The organism is Microvirga sp. 2YAF29 (assembly GCF_052114605.1).
Lineage (GTDB): Bacteria > Pseudomonadota > Alphaproteobacteria > Rhizobiales > Beijerinckiaceae > Microvirga.
On the sequence record NZ_JBFRFB010000013.1, the window covers coordinates 83073 to 96391 of the forward strand.

Here is a 13319-nt window from a genome sequence, read left to right on the forward strand (position 1 = left end):
TTCCCCGCTTCATGCCGCGAGCCTAGATCGCGCCGATCCGCCGCCCCTCGGCAATCGCCTGCTCTGCCAGCTTGAAAGTCGAGGCTTGCGAGCGCGCCCCGCAGATGAAGCCGCTCGGGTGGCAGAAGACACCGTCCGGGATGCAGGCCACTTCCGAGAAGGCCTCTTCCTGCAATCCCCGCCAGGCCTCTGGAAGGGAAAGGCGCTGGCCGAAAGAGTTCGGCTCCGGCGGCACGGTTCGGCAGTACCAGGAGGTCGAATCCTCATTGGGGTAGATGACGAAGAGCAGGTCGTTGAGGCCACTTTCGAAGACCGCCTTCTCCCACGGCAGCTTCCGATCCAAGACGATCACACGCGGGTCTTTCGCCTTCCGCGCGGCGGCCATCACGAATGCTATGGCCTGCGCTTCGGCATGCGCCTGACGGCAGGAGCGCACGAGAATGCCGCGAGCGAAATCGGCGGCCTCGGCGAAGGCGTCATCGAAACTCTGAGCCGAGTCCCAGGTGGGGTTGAAGGCTTCGATCAGGAGGGACAGATGACCGGGGCTGGTGGAAGCAACACCGTTATCCGCCTGATCGATGGAAAGGATGATGCCGCTGTCGATGTCCTGCCAGACCATCTCGACCGCATCGGCCTCGATGCCGGGAATGAAGGCTTCAAGGGCCTTCCGGCCGTAATCGCGCCAGACCAGCCCGACCGAGCTGTAGGGCGTGCCGCTCTCCCGGCGAGGAAGGTCCCGCATGTGGTGATCGTAGCGCCTGGCGTCGGCGTCATAGATTCCGCCGACATCGAAAACGATATCGGCTGAAGCGATCTCATCGGTATCGCGGGTGCGGACCAGATCGAACGAGCCGAGAGCGGCGCGCAGAACGACAGAGGCGAAGACATCGTCGGCATGGAAGGTTCCGCTATGGGTAACGACCTTCATGAAACCCTACCTCTTGCCACCGGCACCGCCCAATTCCTTCATAAGCCGTAGGACTCAACTCCCTACAACCACGCATATAACCTTAACCATAGGTGACAGGATAGCACCCGGCATCATCGATACACCCTTTCTCTACACCTTCATGCCCCTCTTTCGGCTTACACGCCGCGCGAGGAGCCGCTTGACCTTGCAATGGTGGGAAGGTCTAGGCGCTTCAGACCCCATCCTTCGTTCAGGAGAGCCGAGATGAAACGATGCTATCTGATGCTGGCCGCCATGGTTGCGCTTGTTCCTTCCCTGGCATTCGCCCAAGGCCATCCGCATGGCGCTCACTCGACGCCGATGCAAAGCCAGAGCTCATCCGAAGCCTCGTCAACGAAAGGCTACCGCGAGGCCAATGCCAAAATGCATCGCGACATGGACATCGCCTTTAGCGGCGATTCCGACGTGGACTTCGTGCACGGCATGATTCCCCATCATCAGGGCGCCATCGACATGGCCAAGGTTGCCCTGCAGCACGCCAAGGACGAGCAGATCCGCAAATGGGCGACGGACGTAATCCGCGAACAGGAACGCGAGATCGCCGAGATGCGGGAATGGCTCAAAAAGAAGGGCTTTAAGTAAGCCCCTACCTTCGGCATCGCCCTGGGGCCTAAGACTTTGGGGCGATTGTCCTTTCCAGAAGGATGCGCAGCCCGTCACCTTTGAGGTGTCAATGCCAGCCTGGAACGTGTAGAGCTTGGCCATTGCGCATTCAGCGACCGTGACCTGGTTCCAACCGGCGGGGTCGTGCGTTAACGAGCATTCCCTGCGGGCAAATGGAAAGGAAGAACCATGTTCACACTCACAATCAGCGACAAGCCGATTGCCATCACGAATGCCGACGAGGAGGAAGCCCGCGAACTCCTCTTGAGCGATGATTTCAAGGATGACCTCAAGGTCCTTGAGAGCAACGGCGCTCCTCTGTGGGATGGCTTTGCGAGCCTTAACGTCCGCGCTGCGAACGACACCGAAAAGGCCGAGTTCGAGGATGCGGATTTCGACGACGAGGAAAGCGATGATGACGAGGATGAAGGTCCCTACATCATGTTTCTGGTCGACGTAACCGATCCGGACGAAGCCGACGAAGCCTGATCTGTTTTGAAGGCCGGGCGGCTAAGAGAGCTGCCCGGCCCCTCTGCTCGAGGCCAGCACACGCGCCTAAAGCCTAGCGCCCTGTGAAGATCGCATCGTGGATCTGCTGAGGCTCAGGCCGGTTTTTCGATTGAAACCGCAGCACCCGATAGCCGCAGCCTTTCAGGATGTCGTCGCGTCTGGCATCCCGCTTCGCGTCGTGGGAACGGTCGTCGAGTTCGATAACCGCGAGCACTTCCGTATCTTGCGCAATCACCCAATCCACACGCGTGTTCGAAATCTGACGAAAAGCTGTCCAGAAGGCGCGGGAGCCCTCCCTGCCCTCGGGCCGAACAAGAGCGAGCAGCGGCACTTGCGGCCAGATCTCACAATCGGGGCAGGCCTTGAGAATCCTTTGGTAGAACTCACGCTCATTGGCCGTCATCACCGTGCAACGCTTGAAGCGCGGGCGCCGGGCCCACGACAGGTACAACACCATCAGCAGGGCAAGCATGACTATGCCTGCGAGCCCGATCCACGCTCCCTGTCCGAATTGCCAATCCACCATCACTCTCCAATGCCCACGCTTTCGTGAACTTATTAGCTTTGTCATGCCGCGCTTCAAGTGAGGCAGGATGAAACCCGGCCCTATGCTCCCGCGTCTTCTTACTGTCGAGTTAATATTTGGGAGAATGCGAGATGGATCTGAATCGGCGCTCGTTCCTGCTGGGTGTGCCAGCCGCAGCCATCTGCTCCAGCCTTCAATCCGGCCCCAGCCTTGCACAGGCCACGATCAGCCGGTCGACCTATCAGGTAATGTACGCGCCCATCGACGATGACATCTATCCGATCCCCGGCATCGATCTCACCCGGGTCGATCCCAACTATCTGCGCAAGGTCGTGCCCTACCAGACCAGCGAGGCGCCGGGCACCATCGTTGTCGATCCGCGAAGCCGCTACCTTTATCTCGTCCTGCGGGACGGCATGGCTGTGCGCTACGGCGTCGGCGTGGGCCGCGCGGGCTTCGGCTGGTCCGGCAATGCCGTGATCAAGAATAAGCAGGAATGGCCGGACTGGTACCCGCCCAAGGAGATGTTCGGCCGCCAGCCGGAGCTGATGGAGCAGATGGGTGAGTTGCCGGGAGGCCCGGGAATGCCGGGCGGTCCCGGCAACCCTCTCGGTGCGCGAGCCCTCTATCTCTGGCAGGGCAACAAGGACACGCTCTACCGTATCCATGGCACCTTCGAGCCGTGGACCATCGGTACAAACGTATCTTCCGGCTGCATCCGCATGATCAATCAGGACGTGATCGATCTCTACAGCCACGTTCCGGATGGCACGAAGGTGGTCGTGGTCGGTTCCGCACGGCCGAAACGTAATCAGACCGCGGCCCGGCTCTGATTTTGATCCGACCTTGGCGAGAACAGGCCATTTGCGCCTATTTTCGCCATTGTTGGCCGTCACATGTCTCGTAAGGGAAGCGGGACATAAGCCGACATGTGGGATATTGTTGCCCGACCATCAGGGTCGCAGGGCAGACGTGAATCAGTTCGTGCGCCTGCAATCAGCCGCCTTACCAGCAGGAAAAACATCCTTACTTTCGCGCCGATAGCGTCCTGCACAGCCTTGTTGCTGGCGGGATCATTCTGGGCCGGCGCCCATGCGGAAGGCGAGACGCGCAGCCTCTCCTTCTTCCACACCCATAGCCAGGAAACCGCCACCGTCACTTTCCGCCGGGACGGACGCTTTGATGAACAGGCTCTCACTCAGCTCAACTGGTTCCTGCGCGATTGGCGCAACGATAAGCCCACGAAGATGGATCCGCGCCTCTTCGACATTCTGTGGGAAGTCTATCGCGAATCCGGCTCCCGGCAGCCGATCCATATCATCTCGTCCTACCGCTCGCCCGAAACGAACTCAGCGCTGCGGCGGCGATCGAGTGGCGTGGCCGAGAACAGCCAGCACATGCTCGGCAAGGCGATGGACATTCGATTGCCCGATGTCACGACGGAGCGGCTTCGGGAAATCGCGATGAAGATGCAATATGGCGGCGTCGGCTATTACGCCTCATCGGGCTTCGTCCATGTGGACACGGGCAATGTGCGCGCATGGCCGCGCATGTCCCAGCAGCAATTGGCACGCCTTTTCCCGGACGGGAACACGGCTCATCTGCCTTCAAGTGGAAAGCCCCTGCCCGGCTATGAACAGGCGCGTGTCCAGATCGCGGCCCGCAACGAGACTCTCGCCACTCAGGCCTCGGCGGGCGGAGGCTCCATCGGCAGCCTGTTCGCCAATATTTTTGGTCGAAAGACGCCGGCATCCGCTCCGGTCCCGGCAGGCGAGACAGTCGTCGCCTCGGTCGAGCCTGAAAAGGCTGCGGCAATCGAACCGACCGTCGTTCCGCTTCCGCCGCAGCGCCCGAGACTGGAAGCGACACAGGTCGCCGTCGCGGAGCCGAATGCCCTCATTGTCAGCGAGGCGGATGAGCAGAAGACTTCGACACGGCGCATCGGATTGGTTCAGCCCATCCTCGGTTTCAATGAGAAAGCCGCAATCCGGTCTCTGTTCGAACCCAGGATCGCCCTTGCCGATAACGGCTTCGCACCCAAGCTCGCGGACGATCTCAGCACGACGCGGTTCACCGGGCCAGCGGTGAGGGCGCCTGACGGTGTTCCGGACATGCCTGCTACTCAATGGGCGGGAGCCGAACCCCGGACGAACTGACCGTCCTAAATTGCAGTCGCGAGAATGATCAGCGTGAAGGCTACGAAAGCCAGGACGCCCGCCAAGGCGAAGATCCAGAGCGACAGCGGCGTCGTTTCCTCGACTTGAATCGGATCTTCCACAACCGGGTGAGGCATCGCCGGCTTGAGCGGTACCGGCCTCGGGCGGGCTCGGTCGGTAGTGGGACGTTTGGGGAAAGGAATGATCTCAGCGCTCCGGCGTGGAGCCGGCTCAGGCGCCGGCGAGATCAGGCTGTCTTCCAGTTCGACCGCCACGCCCGATCCTTCGAGCTGCACAACGATCAGCGCGATCTCTTCCGCGCTCATCCTGTCCACGGGAAGATTGAGCCGCAGGTCTTCCGTAGTGAGATGTCCTCGCTCGCGTCCAAGGATGGCCAAGCGGTTCAGAAGAGTTCTGTCGGGTGCCAGCTGCATGAGGACATCACCTCAATCATTCGTTGCTAGGAAGCAGCGCCGCACTGCCACGCATGGCTCCTTCTGAGCTTAACGCGGCAATCTGCCGAGGTGTTGCACCGGCTGAGTGAACTCGACGAACTTTTTTGCAGGCAATGGCTAAAGTCAGTTCTTGGTAGCATTCGAGGCTTCCTGCAAAGCCTCCTTTTCCCGGCACACCTGTTCGGACAATTGCTCTGCAATGGCCACGAGGCGACCTGCCGCCACGTCCTTGCCCAGCACCTCCACCTGCCCCGCGAGACCCACTGTCAGCAGGGTCTCGAAGATCAACTCGGCGGGCAGTCCCTTTTTAATCAGTTCGATGGCAAGCTTTTGCCATTCGTCGGATAATTGCGCCCGAAGGGCAGAAACATCGTTCGTCATTTCCGATCCATACACGATCCCGGCAGCGCTGTCCCGGTATTTGAAACATCGTCCATGCTCGATCCGCTCAGTCTGTCATTCAGCTTACATGGAGCGGTTTTAAACCACGCCCCGTCACCAAGACGGAGAAAAGTAAATGGACTGCACAAGGCCCGCCTTCGTTCCAGCGATCCCCAAGCACGGACGCGAGAAGATCGCGTAGCGACGTGGTTGAATGAGGAATCGATGAAGTAGCTTCAGCAGCTTCTTCTCTCGCTTGCATCCGAGCTCTCGATTCCAATCCATCAATCTCATCCTGAGGGCCACGCATTGGCGTCTCGAAGGATCGTCCAACAATCTCTGGAAACGCCCTCGTCCTTCGATACGGTCGCTCCGCGACTTCCTCAGGATGAGGGCTGTGGGGAAGACGAAAGGTGTTGTCAGGCGCCTGGAGCGAGGCACGACAAAGGGTGCCTCGAGAGGCTTCCGATGTCGATAAAATGTCAGGGGAAGAAATGGCGCGGGCGACGGGGCTCGAACCCGCGACCTCCGGCGTGACAGGCCGGCACTCTAACCGACTGAGCTACGCCCGCGCATTTTCCTGTCCAGCACTCTCTGGCCGAAGTCCGGTTTCAAGTGATGGAGGTGCGCTCGTACCGGTGAATGAGCATGCTGTCAAATGGTTTGGAGACGTTTTCGTCCAGTCATGCACATGCGTTGACGAAATTCTTCGATCAGTCCTGTGTGCTGATCGAAAAAACCTCGTAGCCGGCTCCATTGAGGATGCGCACGGCTTGGATCTCGGGATCGCGGGATTGCGGACGGCAGGCGAGCGAGAAAACCTTGAGCGCCCTCTCCTTCGCCTTATCCAGGGAATCCGTGCGGACCATGATCCGCCGGATCACCCCTCCTCCCGCCTCCTCGGAGGCGACTGTCTCGATGCGATAAACTTCGATCACGAAGCTGAAACTCCAGTTTGATGAGATGCCGCCGTCACGCCCGAAGGCGCTGCAGTTTCTCGTATTTCTTGATCAGGCGATCCCGCTTGAGCTTCGACAGCCTGCCGATCCAGAAGATCCCGTCGAGCTGATCGATCTCATGCTGATGGCACACAGCCAGGAGACCTTCCGCTTCCTCCTCGTGCGCGGCACCATCGAGCCCCTGATAGCCGACACGAACCCTCGCATGGCGCTCGATCTCGTCCGTCACGCCCGGCATCGAGACACTGCCCTCCACATGACGGATCATTTCGGGCGACGCCCACAGGATATGCGGATTGATATAGATGCGTGGGATAGGATCGGCTTCGAGCTGGATGACGACGACGCGCCTGAGCTCTCCGATATGGGGAGCCGTGATCCCGATTCCAGGCGCAGCCCGCATGGTCTCGGTCAGGTCGCGCGCCAGGGTCGCAAGCCCACCATCGAAGGCGAGGACAGGCTCAGCCTTCTGGCGTAGGCGCGGGTCTGGGAAACGGACGATGGGGCGGATGGTCATGGAGCTACTTGTAGCGCCCGGCGCGGTGCAGGACCTCGATCTTGTAGCCATCAGGGTCCTGGATGAAGAAGAACTTCGCCAGCAGCCTGCCCTCGTGCATGAATTCCTTGATGGGGAGTGGCGACAGGCCAAGCGACGTCATGCGCGCATGCTCCGCCTCAAGGTCATCGACGGACACCGCCAGATGGCCATAACCGTCGCCCAAAGCGTAAGGCTCCGTCCGGTCGTGGTTAATGGTCAGCTCCACCTCGAACTCGCTCTCCTCATTGCTCAGATAGATGAGCGTGAAGCCATCGAAGCCTAAACGCTCGGCCGTCTTGAGGCCGAAAGCCTTGCCGTAGAAATCCAGCGAGCGCTGCTCGTCCAGAACCCGGATCATGGAATGGATGGTCTTCGCCATGGGTTGAGCCCTGCTGTTTCAATGAAGCGTTTTTGCACTAGCAGGCAGGGAAGCTTGACGGAAGCAGTTTTCGACCTGGGAGATAAAATCGGAGAACGTCTGGTTGCAGTCGAGAAAATGTGAACCTGCCAAGCTTGCTGTTACCCACAATGGCAAGGAACCCGCAATGCCCTGAATAAATTGGTTTGATACGGAGGCATCACACCCGCAACCCCTTGTCGCCTCCGCCAACTCGCAGCCCCGTTCAGCCTGCCTGGAACGGGGCTTTTTCCTGCTAAAAGAGCTCGGCAATCGCACGGATGCGATTGCGTACATAGCTTGGCAATCCGGCACTGATGGAATTGCCGGAATTGAAGGAACTCTTCCCCATCAGAACCTGAGCCGGAATCAGATTGCGCAGCACCGGGACGTTCGCGAACTCCTTTTTCTGCTGCAACACATCCGTTTCCACGCCAAGCACCATGAAGACGGTCGCAACCGTCTTGCCGCTGTCTGCCGGATGCGCCTGCAATATGGCCAGCAACTTCCCGAACTGCATCACCTGGTTCACGTCGAAAATCGTCTGTTCGAGCACCCCCGAAATCGGAGCATTCAATCCCGTAAGCTTGGCCAATCCGGCCTGATCGATGTCCTGCGATGGCAGTACCCTGATCTCGCTCTGGAACTCCATGAATTCCGATATCTTCTTCCCACCTTCCTCAAGCTTGTTGGCAAGCCGAACTCCGGTCGGCAGCTTGCCTTCCAATGGGTAGCGGGACTCGATGCATATGCTTTGCGGGGCCTCGCACCATCGCCGGTTCGGATTGCGATTGTGCGCGCTTTTCGGATCGGTGTTGGGACGCGCCTGATCCGCCGTGATGATACGGTGCTTGATGGAAGGATCGATCTTCTCGATCACGTCGAGGTTGGTATAGCGGGTGAGATCGATGGCGCTCGCGGCTTTGCCGGTCAGGAACCGGGCTTCCGCCACATATATATGCAGCTTCTCGGTATAGGGCTTCACGATGCCATGAACGGAGACCTTGATCGTCGGCTCTGCATAATCCGGGAAAAGGCTCAAGAACTGCTTCTGTTGCGGGTTCTCGCGCGCCCAGTCCTCGAAGCGGATCAGGCCCGTCTCAGCCTCGGTCGACTTGCCGCCGCTTCTGTCACTGAACAGGATCGTGTTCGTCTTCAACTGGGATGGCGGGACGCTCGTCACCAAAGGCACGTCCTCGATCCGGAATTCCGCCAAGGCTGGCGCAGAGCCGGAGAATGCCGCCAGGCCGACCAGGCCACAGCGCAACCAATCAAACAATCGCATCAATAAACTCGCCTTGAACCCCAGGGATAATCCGGATCGACACGCCGCGCCCGTGGCGGAGGGTCATCCTCCCACCACCAACGCGAGCCGTAATTGGAGCGTGGCTGCGCAGGCGCATTCTGGCGCAAGCTGTCGAGCCAGCCGGGACCATGAGGAGACGGCGCTTCCTCATAAGGATCGTAGCCGCCCTGCTCGTCGCCATCGCTCCATGGATCGGGATGACGGTAGGCATAGACCTCCTCCTGCGGCACGAGACGGTACTGCGTCTCGCTCAGGCGCCCGAACCAGTTGAGCCGGAAATACTCGGTGAAAGCCCCTCTCTGCCCGTCGGTGACGCGCTCGCCCGAATTGAGATCGATCGGCATGGCGATGAGCTGCCTTGCAGCCTGCGGCGATGGTGGACTCAAGGGCGTTTTCGGCGCGTGATGAACCCAGGCTGCCTCCACGATATCCTTGAAGATGGGCGCTGACACCTTCGCGCCCGTCTGCCCGCGCCCCAGGGTCCGTCGCTTGCCCTCCGCATTGTCATGGCCGACCCAGACCACGACCGTGACATCATTCGTGAAGCCCGCGAACCATGCATCGTTTTCATTGTCCGATGTGCCAGTCTTTCCGGCGGCATAGGGAGCAAGTGCTTTCAGATTGCGCGCCGTACCGCGCTCCAGCACACCCTGGAGCATGGTCTTCAACTGATAGAAGGCTGCCGCATCCGCCGAACCGAGCCGCACCGGGGCCTTCGATCTGCGGCTATAGATGATGCGCCCGCGCTGTTCGATGCTCTCGAAGGCATGAGGCACGGGCATCGTTCCTTCATTGGCGATGGCGGCATAGAAGGCCGCGAGATCGAGGATGCGGACCGGCTGAGCACCGAGAACGAAAGGATAGTGCGGCGTGCATTCGAGATAGAGCTGCGCCTCCACGGCCAACTCGCATACCCGCTCCAGACTTTGCTCTGGCGAGGTTTCGATGCCGCCGTCGAGAAGGCGCGCGGTCACGAGGTTCTTCGAGTTCTCCAAGGCCCTCCGCAGGGTGACGATGCCCGAGCCGCCGCCATCATAATTCTTCGGTCGCCAGTAATCGCCGCTCCTCCTGCCGTCCTCGCCTCTCACGGGCGGGAGAGTGACGGGAGAATCCCAGACAAGCGTGTTCGGTTGCAGACCTTTCGCGAGAGCTGCAAGATATGTCAGCGGCTTGAAGGCAGAACCAGGCTGCCGTTGCGCCTGGGTGACGCGGTTGAGTTGGCTCAACGGATAGGAGAAGCCACCTGCCATCGCGAGAATACGGCCGGTCTTGTTTTCCAGAACAACAGCCGCGCCTTGCACGGATGGGGGCGTGCGCAAATCGGCGCGCGCCACGCCCTTGTCCTTCTGTTCGATCAGCCGGACGCGGACAACATCATAAAGCTTCAGGTCGCGCCGCGCTGCCTCCCAGGCATTGAGCGGCAACACACGCCCATCGCTCAATCCAACGCGCAGAATGTTGGCGCCCGTCTTGCGGTCCTTGCCCTTCTCGATGACGACAGCTGCAGGCCATTGCACATCGTAGAGCGGCAGCCGCGCGGCATTGAGAGCCCGCTGCCATGGAGGCTCCGGCGCATCCTTTGCATTCTTGAGAGTCTTCACGGCCTCGGCAAGATTGGCTTCGGCACCCTGAAATCGCTGCCGTCCGATGCTCATCTCGTAACGCGCCAGCCCTTCCTGCAAGGCGGCTTCGGTCGCCTGCTGCAAGGGAGCGTTGATGGTCGAGAGCACGGTGTAGGATCCTGCTGTCAGGTTCTCGATATCGGCCAGCGTGCGTGCATCCCGGTTGATGTGATCGATGAAATAAAATCCGGTCGTGCGGCGTGGGCGCTCGAAGAGTATCGTCTTCGGTAGCGCCTGGACCTCCTGCTGCACCTGATCGGGCGTCAGGAAACCATCTTCCTGCATCCGGCTCAAGACATAGGCCATCCGCTCCCGCGCGCGCTCGGCTTGCGTATCCGGGTTGTAATAGTTCGGCCCCTTCGCAAGCCCCGCCAGGAGCGCACCTTCGGATACGGATAGCGCCCCGGCGTTCTTGCCGAAATAGCTTCGAGCGGCCATCTCGACGCCCCAGGAGGTGCGGCCGAGATAGATGGAGTTGAGATAGATCTCCAGGATCTCCGATTTGCTCAGCGTGCTCTCGATCCGCGATGCCACGATCATCTCGCGCATCTTCCGCTCATAGGTCACGTCGTCGCCAACGAGCAGGTTCTTGGCGACCTGCTGCGTGATCGTGGAGCCGCCCGCGGGCCGTCCTGGATTGGCGAGATTGTTCACGAAGGCCCGGATGACGCCGCGCTCGTCGACTCCCTTGTGCTGGTAGAAGCGCTTGTCCTCGGCCGAGACGAAGGCTTGCTGCACGGATTTCGGGATCCCCGACAAAGGCACCCAGACGCGCCGGTGATCTGCCTCGAACACTTCCGCGAACTTTTTGCCCTCTCCGTCCAGAACGACACTGGCGCCAGGTAACTTGAGGTCTTTCAGCTTGCCTGCATCAGGAAGATCGGCAACAGCCCCATTATAGTAAGTGACGACCTCGCCGAGATTGACCGGAGAAGGCTCCACCTGCTCGTTCTTACAGAAGAGCCGGTAACTGGCATGCAGGTCACTGAAGCTCAAGCCCTGCAGAATTTTCAGCTCGCCGGTGACGGCCTCTGGATCGTCCATGGCAGTCACCATCAGATCATCGAGATTGATGTCCTCGATGTCGAAGGCGCGGCGCATATGCGTGCAGCCACTCTTGAGGATTTGAGCAACCCTTTCCTGATCCGCAACAGGATCGAACGATGTTCTCACCGACTCAGGATCGACGAGAACCTGACTCAGAGTCAGGGCCGTTGCAAAAATCTTGACGAGAATAGCGCTCATTCCACCGCCATCATTGAACGATCGGCTCCCTCGGATCATGGTGAAAGCGACCGGACAGCCGAAACACGCTATGGCAGACAACCTGAATGTAAGCTGGATAGTACGGCTGTTTTAGGACCGCTTTCATCCTCAGGGAGAAGCTAGGCTATTCGTCCGGAACGGCTAGACATATACACGCGATTTTCAGATCACCCGCGTCCCACAAAAGGCATTTTGGTGGCCATAACCGTCATGGTCAGCACATTCGCGCTCAACGGCAGGCCTGCCATATAGACGACAGCCTCGGCCACATGGACGGGATCGATCGTCGGCTCGTCAGTGATCGTGCCGTTCGGCTGAAGAACGCCCGTCGCCATTCTCGCCGTCATGTCGGTGGCCGCATTCCCGATATCGATCTGGCCGCATGCGATGTCGTAGGCACGCCCGTCAAGCGACGTGGATTTCGTCAGCCCCAGGATGGCATGTTTCGTTGCGGTGTAGGGCGACGAGAACGGGCGCGGCGCATAGGCGGAAATCGAGCCGTTATTGATGATACGCCCGCCGCGTGGATCCTGTGCCTTCATGATCCTGAACGCCTCCTGCGTGCAGAGGAACGCTCCGGTGAGGTTCGTATCGACGACGCTGCGCCACTGTTCAAGTGAAATATCCTCCAATGGAACCGCAGGAGCGCCAATGCCGGCATTGTTCACGAGAAGGTCGAGCCTGCCGTAAGCTTTCCTGGTTTTGGCGAAAAGCGCCGCAACCGATTCCGGATCGGTGACGTCGGTCGGAATGGTCAGCGGGATGCGGCCATTCGCATCCATCTCGGCAGCAGCCTCTTCCAAGGCCTTCTTGCGCCGCCCCGCCATGACAACATTGTAACCTGCCTCTGCAAGCCCGGCGGCGATCGCCTTTCCGACACCACTGCCCGCACCTGTGACGATGGCAACTTTGGAACTTCCTGACATGACGTCCCTCCTCATGGAACTGGCCAAGCTTTTCTCGCGTTCGCATTCTGCCAATCGGAAAGGAGTCCGTCATGCGCAATCGTGTCCTACGTTCGGCTGCCACGCTGGCCGTTCTCACCCTCCCTCTCGCTCTCGCCGCCTGTCAGAGCGGAACCACTGCAGGTGCCGCTGGCGGCGCTGTGACCGGCGCCATCGTGGGCGGCCCCATCGGTGCTGCCGTCGGCGGAGTTGCCGGTGCAGCCGTAGGCACTGTGCTGTCGGCGGATGAATCCACCCGCGTTCGCACCTACACTGTCGCCCAGCGCCGTCCTTCGATGCGGATGTCGGAAGAGGTCGTCGTCGGCCAGCCTCTTCCCTCGCGTGTACGCCTCTATGACGTGCCCTCGAGCGTCGGCCTCCAGAACCCCTACAGCTACACCATCGTGAACGACCAGACGGTTCTCGTCGATCCGCGCACTCGCACGGTCGTGCAGGTCATCGAATAATCTCTTGCAGACCTAAAACAAAAAGGCGGCTCCCATGAGCCGCCTTTTTTGTTCTCTTTGACACAATGCCGGAGCCTCAATCGTCCATCGTCAGATGGTCGATCAGGATTTCGCGTTTACCGGCATGGTTTGCGGGCCCGACGATGCCCTCGTTCTCCATCCGCTCCATCAGCGAGGCCGCCCGGTTGTAGCCGATCTGCAGCCGACGCTGGATGTAGC

The 13319-nt window shown here is 60.0% G+C and carries 16 protein-coding genes and 1 tRNA gene; 5 read left to right on the forward strand and 12 right to left on the reverse strand.

The genetic code is table 11. From position 1 onward, the window contains the following. Nucleotides 1-22 precede the first annotated feature (22 nt). The gene (locus tag AB4Y85_RS16320; RefSeq protein ID WP_441985973.1) at nucleotides 23-928 is read right to left on the reverse strand and encodes an MYG1 family protein; all 906 of its coding nucleotides are present in this window, start codon (nucleotides 926-928) and stop codon (nucleotides 23-25) included. Nucleotides 929-1174: 246 nt separating this feature from the next. Here AB4Y85_RS16320 and copM point away from each other — a divergent pair, with 246 nt between their 5' ends. Together copM and AB4Y85_RS16330 are read left to right on the forward strand one after the other, a co-directional pair. Further along, complete coding sequence (copM, locus tag AB4Y85_RS16325; RefSeq protein ID WP_441985974.1) at nucleotides 1175-1552, forward strand: CopM family metallochaperone; 378 nt, start codon at nucleotides 1175-1177, stop codon at nucleotides 1550-1552. A 210-nt stretch (nucleotides 1553-1762) separates the two neighbouring features. Beyond that, a complete protein-coding gene (locus tag AB4Y85_RS16330; RefSeq protein WP_441985975.1) occupies nucleotides 1763-2062 on the forward strand; it encodes a hypothetical protein in 300 nt (99 codons plus the stop codon). A gap of 73 nt (nucleotides 2063-2135) precedes the next feature. Here AB4Y85_RS16330 and AB4Y85_RS16335 read toward each other — a convergent pair whose 3' ends face one another. Beyond that, the gene (locus AB4Y85_RS16335) at nucleotides 2136-2609 is read right to left on the reverse strand and encodes a DUF2726 domain-containing protein (protein WP_441985976.1); all 474 of its coding nucleotides are present in this window, start codon (nucleotides 2607-2609) and stop codon (nucleotides 2136-2138) included. Nucleotides 2610-2740: 131 nt separating this feature from the next. Between AB4Y85_RS16335 and AB4Y85_RS16340 the strand changes: the two genes are divergently transcribed. Beyond that, on the forward strand, nucleotides 2741-3442 hold the full coding sequence (locus tag AB4Y85_RS16340) for a L,D-transpeptidase (RefSeq protein ID WP_441985977.1): 702 nt from the start codon (nucleotides 2741-2743) through the stop codon (nucleotides 3440-3442). Between the two features lie 228 nt (nucleotides 3443-3670). Beyond that, nucleotides 3671-4765, forward strand: coding sequence for a DUF882 domain-containing protein (locus AB4Y85_RS16345; RefSeq protein ID WP_441985978.1), 1095 nt, complete (start codon nucleotides 3671-3673; stop codon nucleotides 4763-4765). A 5-nt stretch (nucleotides 4766-4770) separates the two neighbouring features. Here AB4Y85_RS16345 and AB4Y85_RS16350 read toward each other — a convergent pair whose 3' ends face one another. The 9 genes from AB4Y85_RS16350 to AB4Y85_RS16390 all read right to left on the reverse strand — a co-directional run bounded on the left by AB4Y85_RS16350 (nucleotide 4771) and on the right by AB4Y85_RS16390 (nucleotide 12615). Continuing rightward, nucleotides 4771-5199 carry an RNA polymerase sigma factor region1.1 domain-containing protein gene (locus AB4Y85_RS16350; protein WP_441985979.1) on the reverse strand — a complete coding sequence of 143 codons (429 nt, stop codon included), beginning with the start codon at nucleotides 5197-5199 and terminating at the stop codon, nucleotides 4771-4773. A gap of 144 nt (nucleotides 5200-5343) precedes the next feature. Then, the gene (locus tag AB4Y85_RS16355; RefSeq protein ID WP_441985980.1) at nucleotides 5344-5601 is read right to left on the reverse strand and encodes a hypothetical protein; all 258 of its coding nucleotides are present in this window, start codon (nucleotides 5599-5601) and stop codon (nucleotides 5344-5346) included. Nucleotides 5602-6096: 495 nt separating this feature from the next. Then, a tRNA-Asp gene (locus tag AB4Y85_RS16360) sits at nucleotides 6097-6173 on the reverse strand. 141 nt (nucleotides 6174-6314) lie between these two features. Further along, nucleotides 6315-6539 carry a hypothetical protein gene (locus AB4Y85_RS16365; protein WP_441985981.1) on the reverse strand — a complete coding sequence of 75 codons (225 nt, stop codon included), beginning with the start codon at nucleotides 6537-6539 and terminating at the stop codon, nucleotides 6315-6317. 34 nt (nucleotides 6540-6573) lie between these two features. Further along, nucleotides 6574-7077 carry a peptide deformylase gene (locus tag AB4Y85_RS16370; RefSeq protein WP_441985982.1) on the reverse strand — a complete coding sequence of 168 codons (504 nt, stop codon included), beginning with the start codon at nucleotides 7075-7077 and terminating at the stop codon, nucleotides 6574-6576. Between the two features lie 4 nt (nucleotides 7078-7081). Then, complete coding sequence (locus tag AB4Y85_RS16375; protein WP_441985983.1) at nucleotides 7082-7477, reverse strand: VOC family protein; 396 nt, start codon at nucleotides 7475-7477, stop codon at nucleotides 7082-7084. A gap of 274 nt (nucleotides 7478-7751) precedes the next feature. Continuing rightward, the gene (locus AB4Y85_RS16380; protein WP_441985984.1) at nucleotides 7752-8780 is read right to left on the reverse strand and encodes a hypothetical protein; all 1029 of its coding nucleotides are present in this window, start codon (nucleotides 8778-8780) and stop codon (nucleotides 7752-7754) included. Next, nucleotides 8780-11668 (reverse strand): penicillin-binding protein 1A, encoded by a 2889-nt coding sequence (locus AB4Y85_RS16385; protein ID WP_441985985.1) that lies wholly within the window; start codon nucleotides 11666-11668, stop codon nucleotides 8780-8782. Before AB4Y85_RS16385 ends, AB4Y85_RS16380 begins: the two co-directional genes overlap by 1 nt. 188 nt (nucleotides 11669-11856) lie before the next feature. Beyond that, nucleotides 11857-12615, reverse strand: a complete 759-nt coding sequence (locus tag AB4Y85_RS16390) for an SDR family oxidoreductase (RefSeq protein WP_441985986.1) — start codon at nucleotides 12613-12615, stop codon at nucleotides 11857-11859. A 71-nt stretch (nucleotides 12616-12686) separates the two neighbouring features. On the opposite strand from AB4Y85_RS16390, the gene AB4Y85_RS16395 reads away from it, so the two are divergent. Further along, nucleotides 12687-13100: a DUF1236 domain-containing protein gene (locus tag AB4Y85_RS16395; RefSeq protein WP_441985987.1), complete on the forward strand. Its 414-nt coding sequence runs from the start codon at nucleotides 12687-12689 to the stop codon at nucleotides 13098-13100. 76 nt (nucleotides 13101-13176) lie between these two features. Here the strand turns inward: AB4Y85_RS16395 and AB4Y85_RS16400 are convergent. After that, nucleotides 13177-13319, reverse strand: a 143-nt coding sequence (locus tag AB4Y85_RS16400) for a DNA translocase FtsK (protein ID WP_441985990.1), incomplete at its 5' end; no start/stop codon positions are given.